The 22,046-nt window shown below is 35.2% G+C and carries 19 protein-coding genes and 2 tRNA genes; 8 read left to right on the plus strand and 13 right to left on the minus strand.

All coding sequences use genetic code 11. The features are described 5' to 3' along the window. Positions 1 to 12 precede the first annotated feature (12 nt). Together LUA86_RS15545 and LUA86_RS15550 are read right to left on the minus strand one after the other, a co-directional pair. On the minus strand, positions 13 to 543 hold the full coding sequence (locus LUA86_RS15545) for a DinB family protein (RefSeq protein ID WP_231464363.1): 531 nt from the start codon (positions 541 to 543) through the stop codon (positions 13 to 15). Positions 544 to 631: 88 nt separating this feature from the next. Beyond that, complete coding sequence (locus LUA86_RS15550; RefSeq protein WP_231464364.1) at positions 632 to 2,104, minus strand: PLP-dependent aminotransferase family protein; 1,473 nt, start codon at positions 2,102 to 2,104, stop codon at positions 632 to 634. Between the two features lie 64 nt (positions 2,105 to 2,168). On the opposite strand from LUA86_RS15550, the gene LUA86_RS15555 reads away from it, so the two are divergent. After that, positions 2,169 to 4,037, plus strand: coding sequence for a TonB-dependent siderophore receptor (locus LUA86_RS15555; RefSeq protein WP_231464366.1), 1,869 nt, complete (start codon positions 2,169 to 2,171; stop codon positions 4,035 to 4,037). 66 nt (positions 4,038 to 4,103) lie between these two features. Here the strand turns inward: LUA86_RS15555 and LUA86_RS15560 are convergent, their stop codons facing one another. Genes LUA86_RS15560 through LUA86_RS15570 form a run of 3 tightly spaced genes read right to left on the minus strand, consistent with a single transcriptional unit; the run spans position 4,104 to position 6,664 of the window. After that, positions 4,104 to 4,970, minus strand: a complete 867-nt coding sequence (locus LUA86_RS15560; protein ID WP_231464368.1) for a hypothetical protein — start codon at positions 4,968 to 4,970, stop codon at positions 4,104 to 4,106. A gap of 10 nt (positions 4,971 to 4,980) precedes the next feature. Further along, positions 4,981 to 5,838: a hypothetical protein gene (locus LUA86_RS15565; protein ID WP_231464370.1), complete on the minus strand. Its 858-nt coding sequence runs from the start codon at positions 5,836 to 5,838 to the stop codon at positions 4,981 to 4,983. Position 5,839: 1 nt separating this feature from the next. Next, complete coding sequence (locus tag LUA86_RS15570) at positions 5,840 to 6,664, minus strand: hypothetical protein (RefSeq protein WP_231464372.1); 825 nt, start codon at positions 6,662 to 6,664, stop codon at positions 5,840 to 5,842. A gap of 441 nt (positions 6,665 to 7,105) precedes the next feature. Between LUA86_RS15570 and LUA86_RS15575 the strand changes: the two genes are divergently transcribed. Further along, complete coding sequence (locus tag LUA86_RS15575; RefSeq protein ID WP_231464374.1) at positions 7,106 to 7,891, plus strand: GDSL-type esterase/lipase family protein; 786 nt, start codon at positions 7,106 to 7,108, stop codon at positions 7,889 to 7,891. A 47-nt stretch (positions 7,892 to 7,938) separates the two neighbouring features. On the opposite strand, the gene LUA86_RS15580 is transcribed toward LUA86_RS15575, so the two are convergent. Then, a tRNA-Asn gene (locus LUA86_RS15580) sits at positions 7,939 to 8,012 on the minus strand. 84 nt (positions 8,013 to 8,096) lie between these two features. Next, a tRNA-Asn gene (locus tag LUA86_RS15585) sits at positions 8,097 to 8,170 on the minus strand. A 145-nt stretch (positions 8,171 to 8,315) separates the two neighbouring features. Here LUA86_RS15585 and LUA86_RS15590 point away from each other — a divergent pair. Continuing rightward, positions 8,316 to 9,236 (plus strand): PfkB family carbohydrate kinase, encoded by a 921-nt coding sequence (locus LUA86_RS15590; protein ID WP_231464376.1) that lies wholly within the window; start codon positions 8,316 to 8,318, stop codon positions 9,234 to 9,236. A gap of 140 nt (positions 9,237 to 9,376) precedes the next feature. Here LUA86_RS15590 and LUA86_RS15595 read toward each other — a convergent pair whose 3' ends face one another. The 3 genes from LUA86_RS15595 to LUA86_RS15605 all read right to left on the minus strand — a co-directional run bounded on the left by LUA86_RS15595 (position 9,377) and on the right by LUA86_RS15605 (position 11,117). Beyond that, positions 9,377 to 9,610, minus strand: coding sequence for a cytochrome b5 domain-containing protein (locus LUA86_RS15595; RefSeq protein ID WP_231464377.1), 234 nt, complete (start codon positions 9,608 to 9,610; stop codon positions 9,377 to 9,379). Between the two features lie 284 nt (positions 9,611 to 9,894). Continuing rightward, complete coding sequence (locus LUA86_RS15600) at positions 9,895 to 10,587, minus strand: lycopene cyclase domain-containing protein (RefSeq protein WP_231464379.1); 693 nt, start codon at positions 10,585 to 10,587, stop codon at positions 9,895 to 9,897. Beyond that, positions 10,587 to 11,117 carry a hypothetical protein gene (locus LUA86_RS15605; protein WP_231464381.1) on the minus strand — a complete coding sequence of 177 codons (531 nt, stop codon included), beginning with the start codon at positions 11,115 to 11,117 and terminating at the stop codon, positions 10,587 to 10,589. Before LUA86_RS15605 ends, LUA86_RS15600 begins: the two co-directional genes overlap by 1 nt. A 106-nt stretch (positions 11,118 to 11,223) precedes the next feature. Between LUA86_RS15605 and LUA86_RS15610 the strand changes: the two genes are divergently transcribed. After that, positions 11,224 to 12,705 (plus strand): NAD(P)/FAD-dependent oxidoreductase, encoded by a 1,482-nt coding sequence (locus tag LUA86_RS15610; protein ID WP_231464383.1) that lies wholly within the window; start codon positions 11,224 to 11,226, stop codon positions 12,703 to 12,705. A gap of 456 nt (positions 12,706 to 13,161) precedes the next feature. Here the strand turns inward: LUA86_RS15610 and LUA86_RS15615 are convergent, their stop codons facing one another. From LUA86_RS15615 to LUA86_RS15625, 3 genes are all read right to left on the minus strand, one after another. Then, positions 13,162 to 13,692 (minus strand): RNA polymerase sigma factor, encoded by a 531-nt coding sequence (locus tag LUA86_RS15615; RefSeq protein WP_231464385.1) that lies wholly within the window; start codon positions 13,690 to 13,692, stop codon positions 13,162 to 13,164. 134 nt (positions 13,693 to 13,826) lie between these two features. Then, positions 13,827 to 14,843 carry a UDP-N-acetylmuramate dehydrogenase gene (gene murB, locus LUA86_RS15620; RefSeq protein ID WP_231464387.1) on the minus strand — a complete coding sequence of 339 codons (1,017 nt, stop codon included), beginning with the start codon at positions 14,841 to 14,843 and terminating at the stop codon, positions 13,827 to 13,829. Between the two features lie 67 nt (positions 14,844 to 14,910). Further along, positions 14,911 to 15,363, minus strand: coding sequence for a sterol desaturase family protein (locus tag LUA86_RS15625; RefSeq protein WP_255713482.1), 453 nt, complete (start codon positions 15,361 to 15,363; stop codon positions 14,911 to 14,913). Positions 15,364 to 15,528: 165 nt separating this feature from the next. Between LUA86_RS15625 and LUA86_RS15630 the strand changes: the two genes are divergently transcribed. From LUA86_RS15630 to LUA86_RS15645, 4 genes are all read left to right on the plus strand, one after another. Further along, the gene (locus LUA86_RS15630; protein WP_231464391.1) at positions 15,529 to 16,137 is read left to right on the plus strand and encodes a TetR/AcrR family transcriptional regulator; all 609 of its coding nucleotides are present in this window, start codon (positions 15,529 to 15,531) and stop codon (positions 16,135 to 16,137) included. 90 nt (positions 16,138 to 16,227) lie between these two features. Then, complete coding sequence (locus tag LUA86_RS15635) at positions 16,228 to 17,568, plus strand: TolC family protein (RefSeq protein ID WP_231464393.1); 1,341 nt, start codon at positions 16,228 to 16,230, stop codon at positions 17,566 to 17,568. Positions 17,569 to 17,573: 5 nt separating this feature from the next. Continuing rightward, the gene (locus LUA86_RS15640; RefSeq protein WP_231464395.1) at positions 17,574 to 18,641 is read left to right on the plus strand and encodes an efflux RND transporter periplasmic adaptor subunit; all 1,068 of its coding nucleotides are present in this window, start codon (positions 17,574 to 17,576) and stop codon (positions 18,639 to 18,641) included. A gap of 65 nt (positions 18,642 to 18,706) precedes the next feature. Continuing rightward, entirely contained in the window at positions 18,707 to 21,901 is a 3,195-nt protein-coding gene (locus tag LUA86_RS15645; RefSeq protein WP_231464396.1) for an efflux RND transporter permease subunit, read from the plus strand. Positions 21,902 to 22,046 lie beyond the last annotated feature (145 nt).

Consider the following 22,046-nt stretch of genomic DNA (forward strand, 5'->3'; position numbering starts at 1 on the left):
TTGATAAATTTATTAAAATAATTTTTCTTGTGGAGGTGTTGCACCAGCCAATCTAATGTAAACTGTAGCTTGTCCTCTATGGTGAGTTTGGTGCTCAAAGGCTTTATCTAATGCTTGTTTTTTGGTTAAATCAAATCTTCCAAAAAGCTTAATCATTTCGCTCATTTGGGCAGCAGTTAATTTTTTAGCACTGGCTATTACAAAATCATAGCTTGCCAGTACATCTTTGGTTACCGTTGCTTTCGATTTATCTGTTCCTTTTTCTAAAGCTCCCATTGCCACCGGGCTTTTTTCTCCAGTTGCCGTTGAAGCAAAAGCATAATTCGCATCAGCTAAGTGAAGAAACTGCTCTGCAAAAGAACGCATTTGAGGTGTTGGTTTTAAGCTGTAAGAAGCTTCTGGCATTGCATCTAAATATTCTTTTGTGTAAGCTTTTGCTCTTTCCCAATCTTTTACAACATCTTCTGCTGCAGATTGTGCATTTGCAGCGCCCACTGTTAACACGAACAGTGCAAGCACGCTAATTTGTTTTAGTATTTTCATTTTGTTGTTTTTAATAAACTCCAAAAATCTGGCGTTTAATCAAAGATAAGTATTAATACGCTCTTCAGAAAAGACAAAGAATCTGTTATTATAACATAACCTTTTGCAGCGATTTACTTAAAATTTCTACCACCAATTGCATTTCAGCTTTATTTAAATGACCAAAACCTAAACGCATGCCGCGAAGGTTTTTGCTTTGATACAGAATGGTTTTGGGTAGAAATAAACCTTCTGAAGCGCAAAAATTTTTAAATTTAATCAGGCTGAAGTCATCCAGCCATTCTACCCAAATGGCTAAGCCTCGGGCAGGAATTGCGAATTTTATTTTGCCTCTAAGTTCTTCGTTCAATAAATTAACAAAGTCATCTCTGCGCTCCTTGTATATTTTTTTGTTTTTTTTCGCAAGGCGATGAACTTCTCCATCTTGTATAAAATGCGTTAAAACCTGTTCTTTAATCACATCAATTCCAGGCTCCAAAATTCTTTGATGCTTTTCCAGTTCTGTAATAAATTCGGTTGGTGCAGTAATAAAACCATAGCCAAAACCAGATGGCAGGCTTCTGGCAAAAGAGCCAATATATACCACATTTGCGTTTGGATTAAATGCAGATAAAGGCAATACCGGATTATTATCGTAATGAAAATCAAAGTCATAGTCATCCTCAATAATTACGAAACTATAAAATTTAGCCAATTCTAAAATTTCAAGTCTTCGCTTTGCGCTTAAACAATTTGATGTTGGATAATGGTAGTTTGATGTTAGGTATAACGCCCTGATGTTGTTTTCTTCACAAACTTTCTTAAGATGTTTGGTGCTTAGCCCTTCATCATCAACCGGTATGGTTATAATGTTTGCACCAAAATCTAATAAAGTCATGTTTGAGCCGTAGTAACCTGGCGAACCAATAATAACGTTATCACCTTCGGATATTAAAAGTTTGCTAACCAAATACAAGCTTACTTCGTGGCTGCTTGTGGTAAGTATGTTCGAAGTCGAAATTCTTAAACCTCGGGTAACATTTAAAAAATTTGCAAAGTGATTTTTAAATTCATCATGAGATATAGATTGAAGCTGCTTCCAATCGGTTGCACTTTTTTTCTTCTTTAATTTTGACACATACAGCCTTGCCAAAACATCTGTTTGCATTAACCTTAAATCTGGTAATCCATCATTTAGCTGGTAAGGCAAATTACTTGTTTCTATTGGGTCTTCTAAAATCAGCGACCGTTTAAAATCAAAGTTAGATTCTGTATTCGCGTTTTGATGCGGTTTTAAATCATTTTTTTGCTTCTGGTTCGATAAAATAAATGTGCCCTTATTTGGAGAAATCTCTATAAAACCTTGTAATTGTAAGTCGGTAAAGGCTTTAATCAAGGTATTTCGGTTAATACCTAAAAGTTTGCAAAGTATACGAGTCCCCGGCAATTTGGTGCCCTCGGGCAATAAACCGGTTTGTATCGCCTTAATAAACTCGAAAACAATTTGTAGATACACTGCAATATCATCATTCGGCTTAAGCTGAATAAAACTTTTGAAAGGAATTTGAACCGGACTATCCATTTTATTAAAACTGGTATACTTTAATGGTACGGCAAGATACTACTTTTGCAAAAACATTTAGAAAATGAAGCAACTATACTTAACTTTCCTTTTTACCATTTTAGCCATCAACTTATTTGCTCAAAGCAAAAAGGACAGTATAATAAATATGAACGATGTTGTGATCAATGAAAATCGTTTCAATACGCCAATATCAAAACAAAACCGAAACGTTTACATAATCGACAATGCAACTATTGCCAAACTACCGGCCAGAACCATTCAGGAGGTGTTACAATATGCCAACGGAATAGATATCAGGCAAAGAGGTGCTTTTGGCGGGCAAGCGGATATTAGTATTGATGGAGGGAGTTTTGAGCAAACTGTGTTGCTTTTAAACGGAACGAAGATTATTGATATGCAAACCGCACACAACATGCTTAACCTGCCTATACCGGTAGAGGCTATTGAGCGTATAGAAATTATTCGTGGTCCTGCTGCGAGAATTTATGGCATTAACAGTTTAACCGGTGCAATCAATATCATCACCAAAAAACCTGCAACTTCTGGCGTTTTATTTTCTACTTACGCAGGCTCCAATTTCGAGAAGAATACAGAAGGAAACGGCAAAACTTTTGTTGGTGGAGGTGTACAGGTTGGCGGGATGCTAAGCAAAGAGAAACATCAGCACTCGCTTTTTGCTTCGCATGATAAAGGTAATGGCTATCGATTTAATACGGGATTTGAAAACAATAAATTGCTTTATCTAGGAAATTTCCAAATTGATGAATCCAACACCATTGATGCGCTTTTTGGATATGTTAAAAGTGGTTTTGGAGCGAATGGATTTTATGCTAGTCCGGGTGATAAAAATTCTGATGAACAAGTTCAGACTACGTTAGCATCCTTACAATCAAAACATAAGCTTTCAGAAAGATGGACACTAATGCCACGTTTAAGCTATCGATATAATTTTGATGATTATCGTTATTTTGGTCCTACAAACCTAAATTCTGGTCGAAGCAGGCATTTTAGCAATTCATTTTCTGCTGAATTAAATACAACCTATAAAATTTCATCGGGTGAATTTGGTTTTGGGGCAGAAGCCAGAAAGGATGATATCAATTCTACCAGCATTGGCAAGCGTGATAGAGATAATTTAGGCGTTTATGCGCAGTACAGAACTCAATTACTTGAAAAACTAAATGTGAATATCGGTACTTATCTCAACTATAATTCTGATTATAAATGGCAAATTTATCCAGGCTTGGATGCAAGTTACGAAATCTCCACCGGCATTAAATTAGTAACAAACATTGGTACAAGTCAAAGAAATCCATCTTTTACCGATTTATATTTGAACCAACGCCCAGGAAATATTGGCAATGAAAATTTAACTCCAGAAAATGCTTTACAGGCAGAGTTAGGCATAAAAATCGACAAAGGAAATTTTAATTTCAACGCTAACTACTTTTACAGAACTATAGATAAATTTATCGATTGGACACGTACCGTAACAACCGAACCTTGGCAGAGCAATAATATTGGCGATTTACAGACCTCAGGTTTAAACTTCAGAGCAAATTACAATTTTGCTATCGCAGATAAATCAAAAGTTAATATCAATTTAGGTTATTCGTATCTGGATTCAGATTTTAAAAACCTTAATTCGCAACTGGCATATAAATATTTAATATCTTCCTTAAAACACCAGGTTACAAACACAGTTGATTTTCGCTATGTAAATTTCGCTGTTTTGTTGGCTACAAGATTTAATCAAAGAATGGCCGGACCATCTTATTGGATAAACGATATTCGGTTAAGCCAGTCGATTAAAAAATTTACCGTTTTCTTAGATGCTCAGAATATATTTGATACCACATATACTGAAATTGGTGCAATTCCACTTCCATCAAGGTGGTTGAGCTTGGGCGTAAAATTTGTAAGCTTCTAAAAAGAAAAGGCGCAATTAAATATTTGCGCCTATCTTACTTCTCACAAAAAACAGTGCTCGCTATTATTATTGATTGATATAAGTAATTCTGAAAGATTTCCTTAAATCTCCAACTATTGATGTTATTCCAGCCGTAGAAGTGTGGTTAACATTTCCTCCAATTATGGGTTTGGTAATTACAATTCTAAATTTGTCTCCGGCATCCAGTTTTATAATATCAAACGGAATCGTAATCGTTTGCACCGTATTGGTCGCCATTTCTTCAAAAGTAGAGTTTATTCCAATTCTATCTGTCCAAACACCCAATTTGTTAATTTGTAATATCGAACATAGGGCCGTTTTACTATTGTTATCATTAATTTTTGGATTATAATTTAAAAATCCTGAAATCTCATAATACCCTGACGTATTTATGGTAAAACTTTCCAGGTTAGCATCTAATGTTACATAAGTTGGATTAGAAATAGCCACACTACCTGCTTCCCAAGGCACTGGCACCAAAAGCCCTGTGTTAAAGCCTGTTAATGCTACACCCGACATTAGAAAATCTGTTGGAGATTTCATAAAAAAATCATCAGGAGAAATTCTTGTTTGTATCTCTAATGTTGAAGAATATGGTTCCCATGCGCTACCGTTCCACATGTAAACATTATTACCCTTCACCGCGTTTAAACCTGTTGTAGTATTGGTATTAAAAACCCATAAACCGCTAACCGGCAGATTAACCGGAGCAGCCAAATTAGTTCTGGTAAGGCTAACCCGGCTCATTAAAAATCCTTTCTTTGCACCATCTGCTAAATTTGAAACATCCATATCTAATAAAGCTGATGATTTTGGCGTTCGTGTTTGTACACCTGTAGATTGCGCCGAAAGGTTTTTTGTTATTAAGCAGAACATAACCATTGGCAGTATCAGCATAAAATTCTTCATCATAAGTTTCATATTAGTCAAGCTTAAATATTCTTATGTTTTTTGAAAAATTTAATCCTCCGGGAACACTTATGGTAGCAGGTGATTGATGATTGCTACCAAATGTTTTACTTATTACCAGTTGGATTACATCATTTTTATCAAGGTGGATAATTGATGGTGGAGAAATTAATGTTCTCGAAAAACCACCTGTATCTTTACCCCAAACTAAGGTGGTTTGCGCCACAGTTACCCAGTTCGTGCCACCATTTGTAGAGCGTTGAATTTTATACAGTAAATTAGTATTTGAGTTTGCATTATTATTTATATGCGGATTGTAATTAATGTAACCAGATATTTCGTATTCACCTGTATTATTAATGGTAAATCGATTATTATTTAAGCTTACATTACCACCATTATTTGTAAGAACATAAATATTATTAAAGGTTACTACAACATCCGAACCCCCATTTATAGCGGTCAGATTTGCACTTGTTAATTCTTGTTCTACTGGTTCCTGACAAAAAAATACCTGAGGCAATAATAATTTCTTTATTGTATTAATGTCGGCAATATCTATCCAACTGCTTCCATTCCAAAAATAATGATGGTCGGCTTCTACATTATTAGGCTTTATGCCTGCAGTATTAGTATTATAAACCATTAAACCTATTGCCGGATTAGGAATGGTTAAAATATCATCTCCTGCTTTAAGGTTAACTTTTGGCACTAAAACGCCACCGTTCTTTAATGAAGAACTGACTTCTAATATAGTGGATGCATGCGGTGTTTTTGTTCCTATTCCCGTACCCTGTGCTTTTAACTCCTGACCATATATGGCAGAAAATATTGAAAAAACATAAATTGGAAAGGATTTTAATTTCTTCATATTATAATGTAAAATCAATTAACCTAACATTTAAAGATTTGGCTACCGGCGTGTTGGTTGTAATACTTATTGTACCTAAACCTTGAGCAGAACCACCGGTTGGATATGGACAAGCCGTTATTACACGGATGAATTCACCATCATTTAACCTGACTGCCATGATAGGAATAATAACTGTTTTAAAATCTGAAACCGAACCTTGACCCCAATTTCCACGTGAGCCCGCAACTGCAACCCAGGGACCAGTTGCGCTCGTTCCTTTCTGAATAATTAAGTTTTGCAAAGCTCTATCATTTGAACCGTTTGGATTATAACTCATAAATGATGAGAGCTCATACAAACCCGTTTTATTTATACGAAAAGCTGTACCTGCAAGGTTAGGTGTAATGATATTGGCAGTATTTAAATCTACAGTTTCGAAGCTAAGCGGTAAAACTTGAGTATCATTGGTAAAAGCAAATGTTTGTGTAACAACAGATTTTGCATAAAAAACCCTGGGTGTGATGAGTTCTTCTACAGCTGTTAATCCTGGTAAAGAAACCCATTCACTACCATTCCAAAAATAATATCTGTTACCATAAACATTATCTGGACTAACGCCAGCTGTTGCAGTATTATAAACGATCAATCCTCTTTCGGGAGTCAAACTTTGATCAAGCCGGCTTTGCAGGGCAATGCCAGGACCTTTAAAACCTTTATTTGTAGAATTTAATTCTAGAATTGCACTTGCAACAGGCGCTTTTGTACCAATACCACTCTGACCGTAAGCACAAAAGAAAAGCGTACCAATAATAAGTGTTAAAGTAATATTTTTAAATTTTTGCATTATCTGTTTTCGCTGATTAACAATCCACAAGCAACCAAATAATTGCAATTTTAAAGCCATTAGTAATCAATCATTTAAACAAAAGGCTATTACAATTGAAGATATTTATGCACACACTTATAAAATCGTCTTTCAGCTAATTTTATGCAATAAAATGTCTATTTGTAATTTTAAAAATACATTTTATATTTATTTTATCACACATAATAATCTAATTAACTTGTAGAAAATCGGGTAATTTATGGAAAAATTTTCCGCAAATATTTGAAATTATTGTATTTATGTGCAACCCAGAATGCTGAGCAATAAAAACATTTATTAGTATTAATTTCTTTTGTTTACACTTGGCTTTTCTATTAATGGTTTACCGGATTGTTGATAAAAGATTATTTAAATGATAGAATTGAAACTATATTCGATTTAGAAAAATTTAAATCAAAAATGACTGAAAAACGATCACGCCGCTCATTTTTACGTTCTACAGCATTGGCTGGTATTGCCGCTGGATTGCCTGCAGGTTTACAGGCTTTAGAAATAAAACCTGAAGAGCAATATTTAGAACCTAAAGGGCTAACAGTTTTGTTCCAGGGAGATTCTATAACAGATGGAAAGCATGGTAGGGATACAGACCCCAATCACATTATGGGGCATGGTTATGCATTTTCTATTGCCAGCCGTTGGGGTGCAGATTTTCCTTCGGCAGATTTAATTTTTTACAACAAAGGTATTAGTGGAAATCGGGTTTCTCAATTAGAAGCCAGATGGGAAACAGATTGCTTAAACTTTAAACCCGATTTGCTTAGCATACTCGTAGGTATTAATGATGTTGCTAAAATGTTATCAGAACCAGTTACCAAACCCGAAGATTTTCAGGCGTTTGAAGATACATATAGAAAAATCATCAGTCAATCCATTGCTCAAAATCCAAACCTAATATTAGTGCTTTGTTTACCGTTTATTGCCGCCGTAGGAAAGGTACAAAAGCGATTAAATGACTACGAAACGCTTGTTGAAAAATTAAGTTCCATAATCAGAAAACTTGCAATAGAATTCAATGCAATATTAGTCGATTTTCAGCTTGCGTTTAAAAATGCTCCAAAATCAGTACCTCCAGCCTATTGGATTTGGGACGGAATCCATCCTACGGTTGCTGGGCATGAGCTAATGACTAGAGTCTGGCTAAAGCAAGTAAGCAAAAAGTTGAAGTATTTGAAAAAATATGCTTAGCAAAAAACCCCACTCGGACGGAGTGGGGTTTAGCTTGATTTATCAAGCTCCCTCTGCTGGGCTCGAACCAGCGACCCTCTGATTAACAGTCAGATGCTCTAACCAGCTGAGCTAAGAAGGAAGATTATTCTGGTTTAAATTTTTTTAGCCAAAATCATTTGACAATTTTATCATAAAAAATCCCCACATTACTGTGAGGATTTTGCTCCCTCTGCTGGGCTCGAACCAGCGACCCTCTGATTAACAGTCAGATGCTCTAACCAGCTGAGCTAAGAAGGAGTGCTGGTTTTTTCCTAAAACTGGGCTTGTTATGCTTTGTAGCTTGCAAACCCTTGTTCGTTTTGGGAATGCAATATTAGGGCTTTTAAATTATTTATGCAATATTTGCAGTGAAAAATTTTTAAAAAAATTCAAATTAAAATATATGAGCCTGATAATCATAGGTACTGTAGCTTTTGATGCTATTGAAACTCCTTTTGGAAAAACAGATAAAATAGTTGGTGGAGCTGCAACCTACGCAAGTTTAGCTGCTTCTTACTTTTACAATAAAGCAAAAATTGTTGCTGTTGTTGGAGATGATTTCCCAAAATCAGACATTGAAACTTTTACCAAACACGGAATTGATACTGAAGGCTTACAAATTAAAGCCGGCGAAAAATCCTTCTTTTGGTCGGGTAAGTACCATAACGATATGAATAGTCGTGATACATTAATTACAGAACTTAATGTATTAGAAAACTTCGACCCAATTATCCCTGAAAGCTACCAGGACTGCGAATATTTGATGTTAGGCAATCTAACGCCACAAGTGCAACAAACCGTTATCAAACGCCTTAAAAATCGCCCAAAACTTATTGTAATGGATACCATGAATTTCTGGATGGACATTATGATGGACGATTTATTGGAAACCATTAAACTAGTGGATGTTTTAACCATTAACGATGCTGAGGCTCGTCAGCTATCTGGAGAATATTCTTTAGTTAAAGCTGCGAAGAAAATTCTGGCAATGGGTCCGAAATATTTAATTATTAAAAAAGGCGAGCATGGAGCCTTGTTGTTCCACGAAGATCAGATTTTTTCTGCACCTGCTTTACCTCTTGCCGAAGTTTTCGATCCAACTGGCGCAGGCGATACATTTGCCGGTGGTTTTATCGGTTATTTGGCAAAAGTTGGAAGCGTTAACTTCAATAACATGAAAAATGCCATTATTTATGGTTCTGCTTTGGCTTCATTCTGTGTAGAAAAATTCGGAACAGAAAAATTGTTAAACCTAACCGATGAAGATGTTTCAGCTAGAATTCAAGAGTTTGTAAACTTAAGCGCATTTTCAATAGAAGCATAAAAGCTTCAATTATTATTTCTGGCCACGGATTAACAGATTTTATTCATCTGTTAATCTGTGGCTTTTCTATTTTCGCCCAATCTTTAAGCCCTGTAATTTAAAGCCACCTAATTAAAAATCTTAGAATATGCGGCTACCTTTTAAATCATTCTGGCAATAGGCGTAAATTTTTCAAAAACGGCTTCTGTGTGTGGTGCATCGGCCAATTCATCAGTTAAATCTTGCCCCGCCCAATGTTCGTAATGCTTACCATTACGCCACAACCGGCTATCCGTTACATCATAAATAATACCCTTGTAGGCAACCCAAATTTCTGGCTTATCTTGCCCATTACGTAAGGCTAATTGAGATTTTGTGTAAGCCGGTAATTCCATTTATATATGTTTTGAAGCGCAAATTTATACAAAAATTAAAGTTTGATCACGTTTTTCGCTTATACGCCTGCCTGTCCGGCAGGCAGGCTTCGCTCGTAAAAAACTCGCTGCGGGGTATCGCTGCAACCGGGGTTAGTTAGTTAAAACAGCATTCCATTTGTTCGGTTGCAAATCGCAAGCCACTGTTCTTAAACCTAATTGAAATGAATGCAGACTTTTCATCGGGAGTAATGTAAAGCAGGACTAAAGAATCAAAGAACCACAGTCTTTTCATTTTCAAAAAATTAATCGATTTTTTTAAGCACTACTTTACTTTTAAAAAACTCGTAAAGAAATACATTCATCAACAAAAGACTCATCAAATAGAAATGATCTTCGAAAGGTATGGTTCCAACACGCATATTTAAAGTTTCATTGTTGTTATAAATTACAACCGGAATAGCCGTTAAAAATCCATTAACAATATAAAACGGAAGTAATGAAACCAGGTAAGCTCGGTAAAATTTGTACATAAACCGAAGTTTTCCATTTACGTACTCAACATAAAAAAGCACCACAAACAAAAAACCGAAGTTAATTACCGTGTACCATTTACTGTAACCAAAAAATAAAATTGCAATACAAACACCTAGAAATAAATTGCTGAGTGCCAAACTATACCGCTGCAAATCATTTTTAGGGAAATAAACATTTAGGCATTCATAAATAAAAATACAGGCATAAGGCACTGTTAAAAAAAATAAAATTTCTTCTAAAGGCAATCCAAAAAATTTAATACCAACAATATAATCAGGATTAAATGACCAAACATTTAGCTTAACAAAAAGTAAATCCCATATTAAAAAAACCACTCCGGTAATTAAAATAGCAGGAATAACAAATTTCCATTTGCTAAAGAAGTGTACTTTCTTATCAAACGAAAGTAAAAGTGGAAATAAGATTACACCAATATTAATCAGCAGATATATAAACTTCATTAAATGTATTTTTTAAAAATCTTTATTTCCGCAGCCGTGCAACGTTTGCTTTCAATCATAAATTTAGCCACGTTTTTTATGAGTTGATCATCAGCCAAACCGAAATTATTGTTTTGATAATGCTTTACAATCTCTTTCCTGTCTTCATCTAAATCTTTACTAAAACCTAAAAAGCCAGGTGTAAAATGCTCGATAGAAAAGCGCATAAATCTAATTTCCATGTTTTCTTTATCCATGTTGATAGCTTTTTGCATAGTTGATAATGAGCGCTTTACAAACTTAATTTTATTGTATGGATTCCATGCATGTTTAGCTTTTAAGGCTTCCAACGTAGCGGTATAACCAGTTAACAATGCATTTTTGTTTGATAATGCATTTAATCTTTTTAAAAGAGAATCTGTAAGACTTGTATTATCTACAGCCTTAACTAAATCAACTTTTAATATAGCTATCTCTTTATTAGATAATTGTGCTTTAGAGATTTGCGCAAACAAAGACAATAGAAAGAGTAAGAAGCCAAATTTATTCATGTGTAAAGCAAAGGTAATAAAAGCTACAAGAGATAATATTAATTAAGGCAAAACCTTTGGCAATTTCGTAAAAAACAAATTGCCTAAAAATTGCTTTATTTACATCATGAATAAAAAAGCGAAAATAACCGTTATTGGTGCCGGTTTTGCAGGATTATCTGCAGCGGCAATATTGGCTAAAAATGGTTGTGATGTTACTGTTATCGAAAAAAACGAAATGGCTGGTGGAAGAGCCAGAACATGGAGCAAAGATGGTTTTTTATTTGACATGGGACCAAGCTGGTATTGGATGCCTGATGTTTTTGAAAATTTTTATAGCCTTTTTGGCAAAACTACCTCTGATTTTTATGATTTAAAGCGCCTTGCCCCATCCTATCGAATTTATTTTGGCGCTAATGATACTATAGACGTACCAGCAACTGAAAAAGAGTTATTTGAACTTTTTGAAGAATTAGAACCAGGCAGCACTAAAAATTTAAGCACTTTCTTAAATCAGGCTAAATATAAATACGAAGTTGGCATGACCGAATATGTGTATAAACCATCCCACAGTGTGATGGAATATTTCGACCCACGCCTGGCTGTAAGTGGTATCAAACTCCAATTAATTGGGAATATGAGAAGCCATGTGCACAAATTATTTAAAAATGAAAAGCTCAGAAAATTATTAGAATTTCCGGTATTGTTTTTAGGTGCAACACCACAAAACACACCAGCACTGTATAGTTTAATGAACTATGCCGATTTAATTTTAGGCACCTGGTACCCATTGGGTGGCATGCACAAAATTGTAGAGGCTATGCAGCAAATTGCCGTAGCGCAGGGTGTAAAATTTGAATTTGATAATGAGGTAACTAAGATTGAAGTAAAGAATAATAAGGTTGACCGAATAATTACCAAAAGAGGTAGTATAGAAACCGACTTTGTTGTTGGCAATGCCGATTACAATCATATTGAACAACATTTATTAGATAAGCCATACAGAAAATATAACGAAAATTATTGGGATAAAAGGACCATGGCACCTTCCTGCCTGCTATTTTACATTGGCTTAAATAAAAAGCTCACCAATGTTCTACATCATAATTTATTTTTTGATGAAAATTTTGATGAGCATGCTGAAGAAATTTACACTGATGCTAAATGGCCTTCGAAACCATTATTTTATGCCTGTTGCCCATCTGTTACCGACTTAAGCGTTGCGCCGGATGGCTGTGAGAATCTTTTCTTTTTGATTCCGATTGCACCCGGTTTGAAAGATAGTGAAACCAAAAGGGAAGAATACTTTAATCTATTGGTTAATCGGTTTAAAGATTTAACCGGAAATGATATTAGCGATAGTGTTTTATTTAAAAGGAGCTACGCAATGACAGATTTCGAAAATGATTACCACGCATTTAAAGGAAATGCTTATGGTTTAGCTAACACTTTGAAACAGACAGCATTCTTAAAACCAAAAATGAAGAGTAATGTAACGAATTTATTATATACCGGGCAATTAACCGTTCCAGGGCCTGGTGTGCCACCTGCAATTATCTCGGGAGAGGTTGTTGCAAAAGAAATAATAAAAAAGTTGAAAAAAGCTTGACAAATTTAAAATTTCCCTTATCTTTATAACCACAAAACAAAAACAGTGCTAAACAATCTTAAAACGCATAAGTTATAAAGGTTTGCATTTGTTTCGAAATTAGAGAGAAGGCAAATTGTTGAAATAAAACATAAGAATCAACTAACCAAATATATGATAAGCAAAAAGGCCAGGATTTATTCCCGGCCTTTTGCTTTTACAAAGGTTTTGTAACACATAGCTTTCTTTTGCACGGCAACATTTAACCAAAATGCATATTGCTAAGTTAAATAGCCCCGATAGGATGGAAAGCCCGCATCCCGATTTTTTTCATCGGGAGCGGACTTGCAATGATAGCGGGACTGATGTAACCGAAAACCTAATGCAATTGCGCTTCAAATAATTTATTTAAAAAATACACTAATAAAAAAAGCCCAGATAAAATCTGAGCTTTCATGTTTTAAAGTGGATGTATTTTTAAGCCATTTCTTCGATAGCTATTTCTTTTGAATATGTTTTAAGGTATTTCTTAAGAATTCCTCTTGCTACATGGATACGTGTTTTAACGGTTCCGATTGGAATATTTAACATATCTGCAATTTCGTGATATTTAAACCCTTCGAAGTAACGGATAAAAGGCACATAATACTCTTGTGGAAGCGTAGCAAGCGCTTTATCAATATCGCTCATTACAAATTTACTTTCGGCTTGATTTTTAGTTGCGCTGTAAGAAAGATTTGCTGAAGAAATATCTTCACTTTGTGTAATTAAAGTATTTGTTTTAACCGTACGACGGTAGTTATTGATAAATGTATTTTTCATGATGGTAAATAACCATCCTTTTAAATTAGTACCTTCTTTAAACTTGTTGTAATAAGTTATTGCTTTTAGCATGGTATCTTGTACTAAATCATTTGCGTCTTCAGCATCTTTAGTAAAGTTTAAAGCGTAAGATCTTAGGGATACTGAATGGAGGTTAACTAGATGATTGAATTCAAACTTTGTCATGATTTTTAGCTTTAGGTACGATTAAAAAAAAACAAAAAATTGTTCTCTATTTTCTACCTAAACCAAACAAACTTAGTACCAACTTTTTTTGGCACGGTGCCAATCTATATTTTACAAGCCCAGGCACGTTTTCGTCACAGTATATTTACTTCACGCTCTAAAGTGACTCCAAAAGTAGACTTTACACTGTCTATTATTTGTTCGGAGAAACTATACACCTCTGCACCTGTGGCCTTTCCATGATTAACTAAAACAAGGGCTTGGTTTTTCCAGGTACCAGTTTCTCCGACAACTTTACCTTTCCATCCGCATTGCTCAATAAGCCAGCCGGCGGCGAGTTTTATTTTACCATCAGCCGTTGGGTAATGAACAACATCGGGTGTTTTTGCAACAATGTCTGCAAACTCGTACTTCTCTATCACCGGATTTTTAAAGAAACTACCGGCATTACCAATAGTTGAAGGATCGGGCAGTTTACTTACTCGAATATGCGATACCGCAGCAGAAACATCGGCTATGCCAGGATTTTCAATCCCTCTGTTTTTTAGCTCAGCTTCTATTGCACCGTAAGATGTATTTACAGCAGCCTCAGTTTTTAATTTAAAGGTAACTGATGTGATGATGAACCGGCCTTTTAATTCGCCTTTAAATATGCTTTCTCTATAACCGAAATGGCAATCGTTATAATTAAAGGTTTTGATATTGCCTGTACTAATTTCAAATGCTTCACAACTATAAAAAACATCTTTTAATTCTACACCGTAAGCGCCAATATTTTGTATGGGTGAAGCACCAACTGTACCAGGTATAAGACTTAAATTTTCTACGCCAGCAAAATTGTGCGCCACACAATAATTAACAAAATCGTTCCACACTACACCACCTCCGGCAGTAACAAAAACCTGTTCATTATTGGTAGTAGATTGGATACCCATAATGCTTATTTTGATAATTAAACCCTCAAAATCTTTCGTGAAAAGCATATTACTGCCTCCACCAATAACAAGTATTTTTTGCGTTCTGGTTATATCGTTTTCAAAAAGAGTTTTTAAATCAGCCACTTCAAATATCTCGGCAAAATAATCTGCCTTTACATCTATACCAAAAGTATTATAAGGTTTAAGTGAAATGTTTTGTTGTATTTGAAGCATAGCGATTTTGTTATGCCGACAAAAGTAAGAAATAATAGATAGAACTATAATCTGTGGGTGATTAAAGCTAATCTACAGGGTTTTTAGTTAAAATACTTTTCTTTACATACAGCAATCCAAACGCTTTCCCTTTTTCTTTACCCATATTTTTGTGGTGAATTTTATGTGCTTTTCTGATTCTGGTTAGATAGCCATTTTTTGATTTAAAAGCTTTAATTCGCTGGTGTACAAACCAATCGTGAACCACGAAATAAATTAACCCGTAAACACTAATCCCTACTCCAATCGCAAATTTATAACCCAGGTTTTGCCTATCTACATACATAAGATAGAGTGAAGCAAATGCAAAAATTAAAGCAAATATGTCATTCCATTCAAAGTTAGATTTTGAAGGTGTGTGATGGCTTTTATGCATAAACCATAGCGGTCCGTGAAATAGATATTTATGCAAAAGCCAGGAAAAGCATTCCATAAACACAACAGTTGCACAAACAATTAGAATATTTAACAAAAACTGCATCAGTAGATTAAATTATTTACAACGCAATATAAACCAATAACCAAGCTCAATATTGTCACAAAAATGTAAGCTTATCGAAGCTTTTTTAATCGATTGATTAAGAATTGAAATTTTAGATATACTTTTGACCATTATATTAAAAAAGTCAGAAAGTAGAAAAGTAAAATGATTGTAGCCGATAAAAAAAGGGAACAAATTATTGAGGGTGCTATAAAGCGGTTTAGCCATTTTGGCATCAACAAAACTACGATGAATGATATTGCCGACGATTTAGCGGTTTCAAAACCATCCCTTTATTATTATTTCCCAGATAAAAAGCATTTAATACTTGGTGTAATTGAGAAGATTTTTAACGAATTTTTTGAAGCTATGCAAAAGAAACGGAGCGCTGAGCAAAGCTTAGAAGCCAACCTGATGAATACCATAGACGTTAGAAACACCTTTTTTCAAAAATACTATATGTTAAAAATTGCAGAAGGTGTGCCAGATTTGCTTAATGATGAAGCTATAAAATCAAAACTTAATGCATTAAAAGAGATTGAATTAAACTTTTTTGCTGAGCTATTTACACATGCTAAAGCAAAGGGTGAAATAGAGCATGAAGATTCAAATCACATAGCTGAGCTTTATTTAGAAAGCCTGATGGGATTAACAACCATGTGCGTGATTCAAACCGGTAAGGATATCGTTCCGGATAAGAAAATACTGAACAAAATGACTCAAAAGCAAAAAGATCTTTCAATTATTTTTACCAGAGGATTAAGGTGTGAGTAAACAAATAAAAAGCAAAGCTTTTGAAAAATAACTAAAAAACAGATAAACAAAAAATAATAAACAGAACCCAAAAACAAAAATCAATATATTATGCTTAGAATAAAAATGGTAAAATTAATGCTTCTGCTTGTATTTGGCATTACTTTACCAAATCTGTTGGCTGCACAGCAACGGATTACCTTAAAAGATGCGCTAACTTATGCGCTGCAGAACAATAATAAAGTTCGTAAATCGAAACTGGATATTGAAGGCGGTAGATATAAAGTGGAAGAAGTTAGGGCACAGGCTTTACCTACAGTTTCAGGCACTGCAGGTTTAACTTATAACCCAATAATTGGCCAACAGGTTGTCGATTTCGGCGGACAATTACAAACCCTAAAATTTGGACAGAAATGGAATTCGAGTGCAGGTGTTCAATTGTCGCAGCAAATATTCAATCAACAGGTTTTTACTGGTTTACAAGCAGCAAAATCTAGCGAAGAGTATTATGCACTAACCTCTCAATTAACTGAAGAGCAAATTATTGAGTTAGTGGCAAATAATTACTATCAGGTTTTAGTAAACAGACAGCAATTAAATGTAATCGACACAAACATTAAAAATGTTAAGGTTATAGAGAAAATTGTTGGCAATCAATACAAAAACGGGTTGGCAAGAAAGATTGATGTTGATCGGATAAACGTAAACCTAACGAATTTGAATACACAACGTGAGCAGGTTATCAATGGAATTACTCAATTGGAAAATCAATTGAAATTCTCAATGGGTATGCCTGTATCAAATCCGATTAGCTTACCAGCAACAGAATTGACCGAAGTTACACAATTACCAGTACTTACTGATTCTGTTGACCTATCAAACAGAACTGAAGTTAAGCTTCTAGATAACCAGGATAAACTTTTATCGCTACAGCGTAAAGCATACGTAGCAGAGTACTATCCTACTTTATCATTAACAGGAAATTATACCTATTCAAGTCAAAGCAATGGTTTTGATTTCTTAAACACAAATGCTACAGCAATTGGTTTTGGTTCATCGGCTGTTGGCCTAAGCTTAAAAGTGCCAATCTTTAATGGCTTTTTAACACGTTCAAAAGTTCGCCAGGCAGATGTAAATATCAGAAAAGCACAAGAAGACAGAAAAGAATCTACAAACTCGTTGAACCTGGCTTATGAGAATGCGAAAATCCAATTACGTAATAACCTGAACACAATTAACTCGCAACGTAAAAATGCAAATTTAGCGCAGGAAATTTACAAAAGCACTCAAAACAACTACAATAACGGTTTAGCTACTCTAACTGATTTAATCGACACAGAGAACGCATTAACAGAGGCACAAAACAGTTATACTCAAGCGCTATTAAATTATAAAGTAGCCGAAATACAATTAGTAAAATCAAACGGAAATATTAAATCGCTAGTACAATAGAAAAAATGAAAAGGATAATTACCATAATAATCGTAGTTGTTGTCGCCTTAGGTGCAATAGCTTATGTTTTAAGCAACAATAAAAAGAAGAACGAAGCTAAAACTGCTTTCATTGCCGAAGGTGGTGGTGCTGTTGCCGTTCGTGTTGCTACTGTAGAGAAAAAAGTGGTTGATTTGGATTTTGTAGCCAACGGAAACTTTGTTCCAAAACAAGAATTAAACTTTTTATCAGAAAATGCTGGCCGGGTATCTGCAATTTATGTTGATGAAGGTGCAAGAGTTGGTAAAGGACAGGTTTTAGCACGTATAGATGCAGAAATCATAAATACGGATAGAGAAACAGCACAAGCATCTTATGATAATGCAAAAAGAGATGAAGCCAGATATCAAAGCTCTTACGAAACTGGTGGTGTTACACAGCAACAGTTAGATCAGGCTAAACTAGCAACCAGAAATGCAAAATTGCGTTTACAAGCTTCTCAAAGAAAGTTAAGTGATGCAAACATTAAATCGCCGATAAACGGAATTATTAACAAACGTTATATTGAAGTTGGTGCTTTTGTAACTGCACAAGGAACTCAATTGTTCGAAATTGTTGATGTATCTAAACTTAAATTAAAAGTTAATGTAAACGAATCGCAGGTTGCGAGTTTAAAAATTGGCGATAATATCGATATCAAATCAACAGTTTTTCCGGATGAAAAATTTAGTGGCAAAATTACCTTTATCGCACCAAAAGCCGATGCTACTTTAAACTTCCCGATTGAAATTGAAGTATCAAACAACACAAAAAATAGCTTAAGAGCGGGTATGTATGGAACTGCTGTATTCAACTTCCCTAAACAGGCGCCTAGTATTCTTGTACCGCGTACCTCATTTGTGGGTAGTGTAAGTAGTAACCAACTTTTTATTTATGATAAAGCTACAAATACTTCAAAAATCAGAAAAGTGGTAACTGGTAGAATTTTAGGCGATAACGTAGAAGTTATTAGTGGATTAACCGAAGGCGAAACGGTAATTACCAGCGGACAAATCAACTTAGCTGAAGGCACTGCTGTAAGCATTGTAAAGTAAGTATTAAGTCGAAAGTTTTAAGTTATAAGTCTTTAAGTATTACTAAAAGGCATTAAAAAAACAAAATGAAGATAACAGACATTTCTATAAAAAGGCCCTCGCTGGTAATTGTGGTGTTCACCGCACTTACTTTATTGGGGCTGTTAAGTTACTTTTCGTTGGGTTATGAATTACTTCCAAAATTCTCAAACAACGTAGTATCTATATCAACCATTTACCCTGGTGCATCGCCGGCTGAGGTTGAAAACACGGTGACCAAAAAAATTGAGGATGCCGTATCATCAATGGAAAATATTAAGAAACTTAACGCAGTTTCTTATGAAAGTTTATCCGTTGTAACCATTACATTAACTGATGCTGCAAACATCGATATATCTTTAAACGATGCACAGCGTAAAGTAAATGCAATCCTTTCTAATTTACCTGATGATGTTAAAACACCGTCTTTAAGTAAGTTTTCATTAGATGATTTACCGGTAATTACCATGACAGCTTCGGCTAATATGGATGATGTTACTTTTTACGATTTAATCGACCAAAGGATTGCCCCGGTAATCTCGAGGGTAAGTGGTATTGCACAGGTTAATTTAGTTGGTGGTTCTGAAAGAGAAATTCAGGTTTCTTTAGATGCAGCAAAACTACAAGGCTATAATCTTTCTGTCCCTCAGGTGCAGCAAATGATTTTAAGCTCAAATTTAGATTTCCCTACCGGAAGTGTTAAAACACTTAATCAAGACGTTTTAATTCGTTTATCTGGTAAATACAGAAGTATTGATGAGTTAAGAAACTTAGTTATCACTACTTCAAAAGAAGGCGCTCAGATTCGTTTAGGCGATGTTGCTGATGTTCAGGATTCGAAAAAGGAAACGGTTAAACTAGCTCGTATCAACCGTCAATCATCAATTGCAATTCAAATTATTAAACAAAGTGATGCGAATGCGGTAAAAGTTAGTGAGGGTGTACATGCCATCATCGCTAAGCTTAAAACAGAATATGCCGGCAATAAACTTGATATCAAAATTGTAAACGATAGTTCGATTTTTACATTAGAATCTGCTGATGCTGTAATTCACGATTTAATGCTTGCCGTTGTATTGGTAGCATTTGTAATGCTTTTCTTCTTGCACAGTTTACGTAATGCCTTAATTGTAATGGTTTCCATTCCGGCATCGTTAATTGCAACCTTTATTGGTATTAGCCTTTTTGGTTATACATTAAACTTAATGTCGTTACTTGGTTTATCACTTGTGGTGGGTATTTTGGTAGATGATGCAATTGTGGTATTGGAAAATATCCAGCGACACATGGAGATGGGTAAAAACAAGGTTAGAGCGGCATCTGATGCGACAAGAGAAATCGGTTTTACCGTTGTATCCATTACCATGGTAATTGTAGTTGTGTTCTTCCCTATCGCAATTAGTTCTGGTTTAGTTTCGAACATTTTGCGCCAGTTTTGTGTGGTTGTAATCATAGCAACTTTACTATCATTGGTGGCTTCATTCACAATTGTTCCTTTACTTTTCTCTAGATATGGTAAGTTAGAACATATTGAAGGTAAAAACATGTTTGGCCGCTTCATTTTATGGTTCGAAAAGCAACTTAAAAAATTCACAATTTGGATTACAAACATCCTAAACTGGTCGTTACGCCATAAAGCATTAACCTTAATTATGGTTTTTGTTTTATTCTTAGGCTCATGTGGTTTATTAGGTGCTGGTTTTATTGGTTCAGAGTTTTTCCCTAAATCAGATAAAGGAGAATTTTTGGTACAAATTGAATTACCAAAAGATGCACCTTTAGAACAAACAAACTTCTACACGCAAAAAGCAGAAGCTTACTTAGATAAACAGCCAGAAATTACGCAGTTAATTACAACTGTTGGTCAAGCCAGTGGAGACTTTGGTGGTACACAGGCAACTGCTTACAAATCGGAAATTAACGTAAAATTAGTTGAGCGTAAAGAACGCGAAGGCATGTCATCTGATGTATTTGCTACGAAGATGAGTCGTGCTTTAGCTAAAGTATTGGTTGGGGCGAAAGTTAAAACTGTACCAATCAGTATTTTGGGTATTGCAGAAAATGCACCGATTAGTTTAGTGGTAATGGGCTCAAACTTAGATAGTGCCTTAAAATATGCCGAAGGTGCCAAAGGTGTTTTAGCAACTATTCCGGGTGCTACTGAGATTAAACTTTCTGTAGAAAAAGGAACACCGGAAATTAACGTTCAGGTTGATAGAGATAAAATGTCGGCCGTGGGTTTAACACTTGCAACAGTTGGTTCTACCATGCAAACAGCCTTTGCCGGTAATACAGATGGTAAATATAGAAAAGGCGAGTATGAATACGATATCAATATTCAATATCAGGATTTTAACAGAAAAGATATTGATGATGTACGTAACCTGATTTTTATAAACGATAAAGGTGCGCAAATTAAACTCTCTCAATTTGCTAACATTACCGAAGGTTCAGGCCCAAGTCAGTTAGAGCGTTTAAATAAATCTACATCAGTATCTGTTCAGGCACAATCCATCGGTCGCCCAACAGGAACAATCGTAGCAGATTTTAAAGCTAAATTAATCGAGTTACAAGAAAATGGTAAATTAAAAGCACCAGTTGGCGTAAGTTATACTTGGGCTGGAGATGAAGAAAATCAGGCTGAAGGTTTCGGTACTTTGGGTATCGCATTATTGGCTTCAATCATCCTGGTTTACTTTATTATGGTAGCCTTGTACGATAGTTTTATCTATCCATTGGTTGTAATGTTTTCGCTTCCATTGGCTTTAATTGGTGCTTTATTGGCCTTAGCCTTAACCAACAACTCATTAGGTATTTTCACCATTTTAGGTTTTATTATGTTGATGGGATTGGTAGCGAAGAATGCGATTATCCTGGTCGATTTTACGAACCACATGAAAGCCGAAGGAAAATCAACAATTGATGCCTTAATATTAGCTAACCACGCCCGTTTACGTCCGATTTTGATGACAACCATCGCCATGATTTTTGGTATGCTTCCAATTGCATTAGCAAGCGGTGCCGGTGCCGAATGGAAAAATGGTTTAGCCTGGGTTATCGTTGGCGGTTTAACCAGTTCGCTATTCTTAACCTTAATTGTTGTACCTGTGGTTTATCTGGTTTTCGACAGAATGTTAGATAGATTCGGTTTCAACAAAAAAGTAAAAACTATTGATGAATTGCTTGTAGAACCATACGACCATAAAGACGTATTGGAATACGATGCAGATTTAGACCACTAATAAACATCCAGATTAACAATCACCCAGAGCTGCCTTCCCAAAGGGCAGCTCTTTTTTTTGGAAAGGTACTTTAGTGTTCCATTGCTTTGCATAGTCGGGCTGTACGCTAAATCTTTTAAAAAACCTGTCATTCCGAGGAACGAGA

The sequence above is a fragment of the Pedobacter sp. Leaf132 genome (assembly GCF_920984695.1).
Lineage (GTDB): Bacteria > Bacteroidota > Bacteroidia > Sphingobacteriales > Sphingobacteriaceae > Pedobacter.

Bases quoted from the DNA above. Each gene is read 5' to 3' on its own strand.
- LUA86_RS15545 (WP_231464363.1), bottom strand. From the start codon at position 543: ATGAAAATACTAAAACAAATTAGCGTGCTTGCACTGTTCGTGTTAACA.
- LUA86_RS15550 (WP_231464364.1), bottom strand. From the start codon at position 2,104: ATGGATAGTCCGGTTCAAATTCCTTTCAAAAGTTTTATTCAGCTTAAG.
- LUA86_RS15555 (WP_231464366.1), top strand. From the start codon at position 2,169: ATGAAGCAACTATACTTAACTTTCCTTTTTACCATTTTAGCCATCAAC.
- LUA86_RS15560 (WP_231464368.1), bottom strand. From the start codon at position 4,970: ATGATGAAGAATTTTATGCTGATACTGCCAATGGTTATGTTCTGCTTA.
- LUA86_RS15565 (WP_231464370.1), bottom strand. From the start codon at position 5,838: ATGAAGAAATTAAAATCCTTTCCAATTTATGTTTTTTCAATATTTTCT.
- LUA86_RS15570 (WP_231464372.1), bottom strand. From the start codon at position 6,664: ATGCAAAAATTTAAAAATATTACTTTAACACTTATTATTGGTACGCTT.
- LUA86_RS15575 (WP_231464374.1), top strand. From the start codon at position 7,106: ATGACTGAAAAACGATCACGCCGCTCATTTTTACGTTCTACAGCATTG.
- LUA86_RS15590 (WP_231464376.1), top strand. From the start codon at position 8,316: ATGAGCCTGATAATCATAGGTACTGTAGCTTTTGATGCTATTGAAACT.
- LUA86_RS15595 (WP_231464377.1), bottom strand. From the start codon at position 9,610: ATGGAATTACCGGCTTACACAAAATCTCAATTAGCCTTACGTAATGGG.
- LUA86_RS15600 (WP_231464379.1), bottom strand. From the start codon at position 10,587: ATGAAGTTTATATATCTGCTGATTAATATTGGTGTAATCTTATTTCCA.
- LUA86_RS15605 (WP_231464381.1), bottom strand. From the start codon at position 11,117: ATGAATAAATTTGGCTTCTTACTCTTTCTATTGTCTTTGTTTGCGCAA.
- LUA86_RS15610 (WP_231464383.1), top strand. From the start codon at position 11,224: ATGAATAAAAAAGCGAAAATAACCGTTATTGGTGCCGGTTTTGCAGGA.
- LUA86_RS15615 (WP_231464385.1), bottom strand. From the start codon at position 13,692: ATGACAAAGTTTGAATTCAATCATCTAGTTAACCTCCATTCAGTATCC.
- murB (WP_231464387.1), bottom strand. From the start codon at position 14,843: ATGCTTCAAATACAACAAAACATTTCACTTAAACCTTATAATACTTTT.
- LUA86_RS15625 (WP_255713482.1), bottom strand. From the start codon at position 15,363: ATGCAGTTTTTGTTAAATATTCTAATTGTTTGTGCAACTGTTGTGTTT.
- LUA86_RS15630 (WP_231464391.1), top strand. From the start codon at position 15,529: ATGATTGTAGCCGATAAAAAAAGGGAACAAATTATTGAGGGTGCTATA.
- LUA86_RS15635 (WP_231464393.1), top strand. From the start codon at position 16,228: ATGCTTAGAATAAAAATGGTAAAATTAATGCTTCTGCTTGTATTTGGC.
- LUA86_RS15640 (WP_231464395.1), top strand. From the start codon at position 17,574: ATGAAAAGGATAATTACCATAATAATCGTAGTTGTTGTCGCCTTAGGT.
- LUA86_RS15645 (WP_231464396.1), top strand. From the start codon at position 18,707: ATGAAGATAACAGACATTTCTATAAAAAGGCCCTCGCTGGTAATTGTG.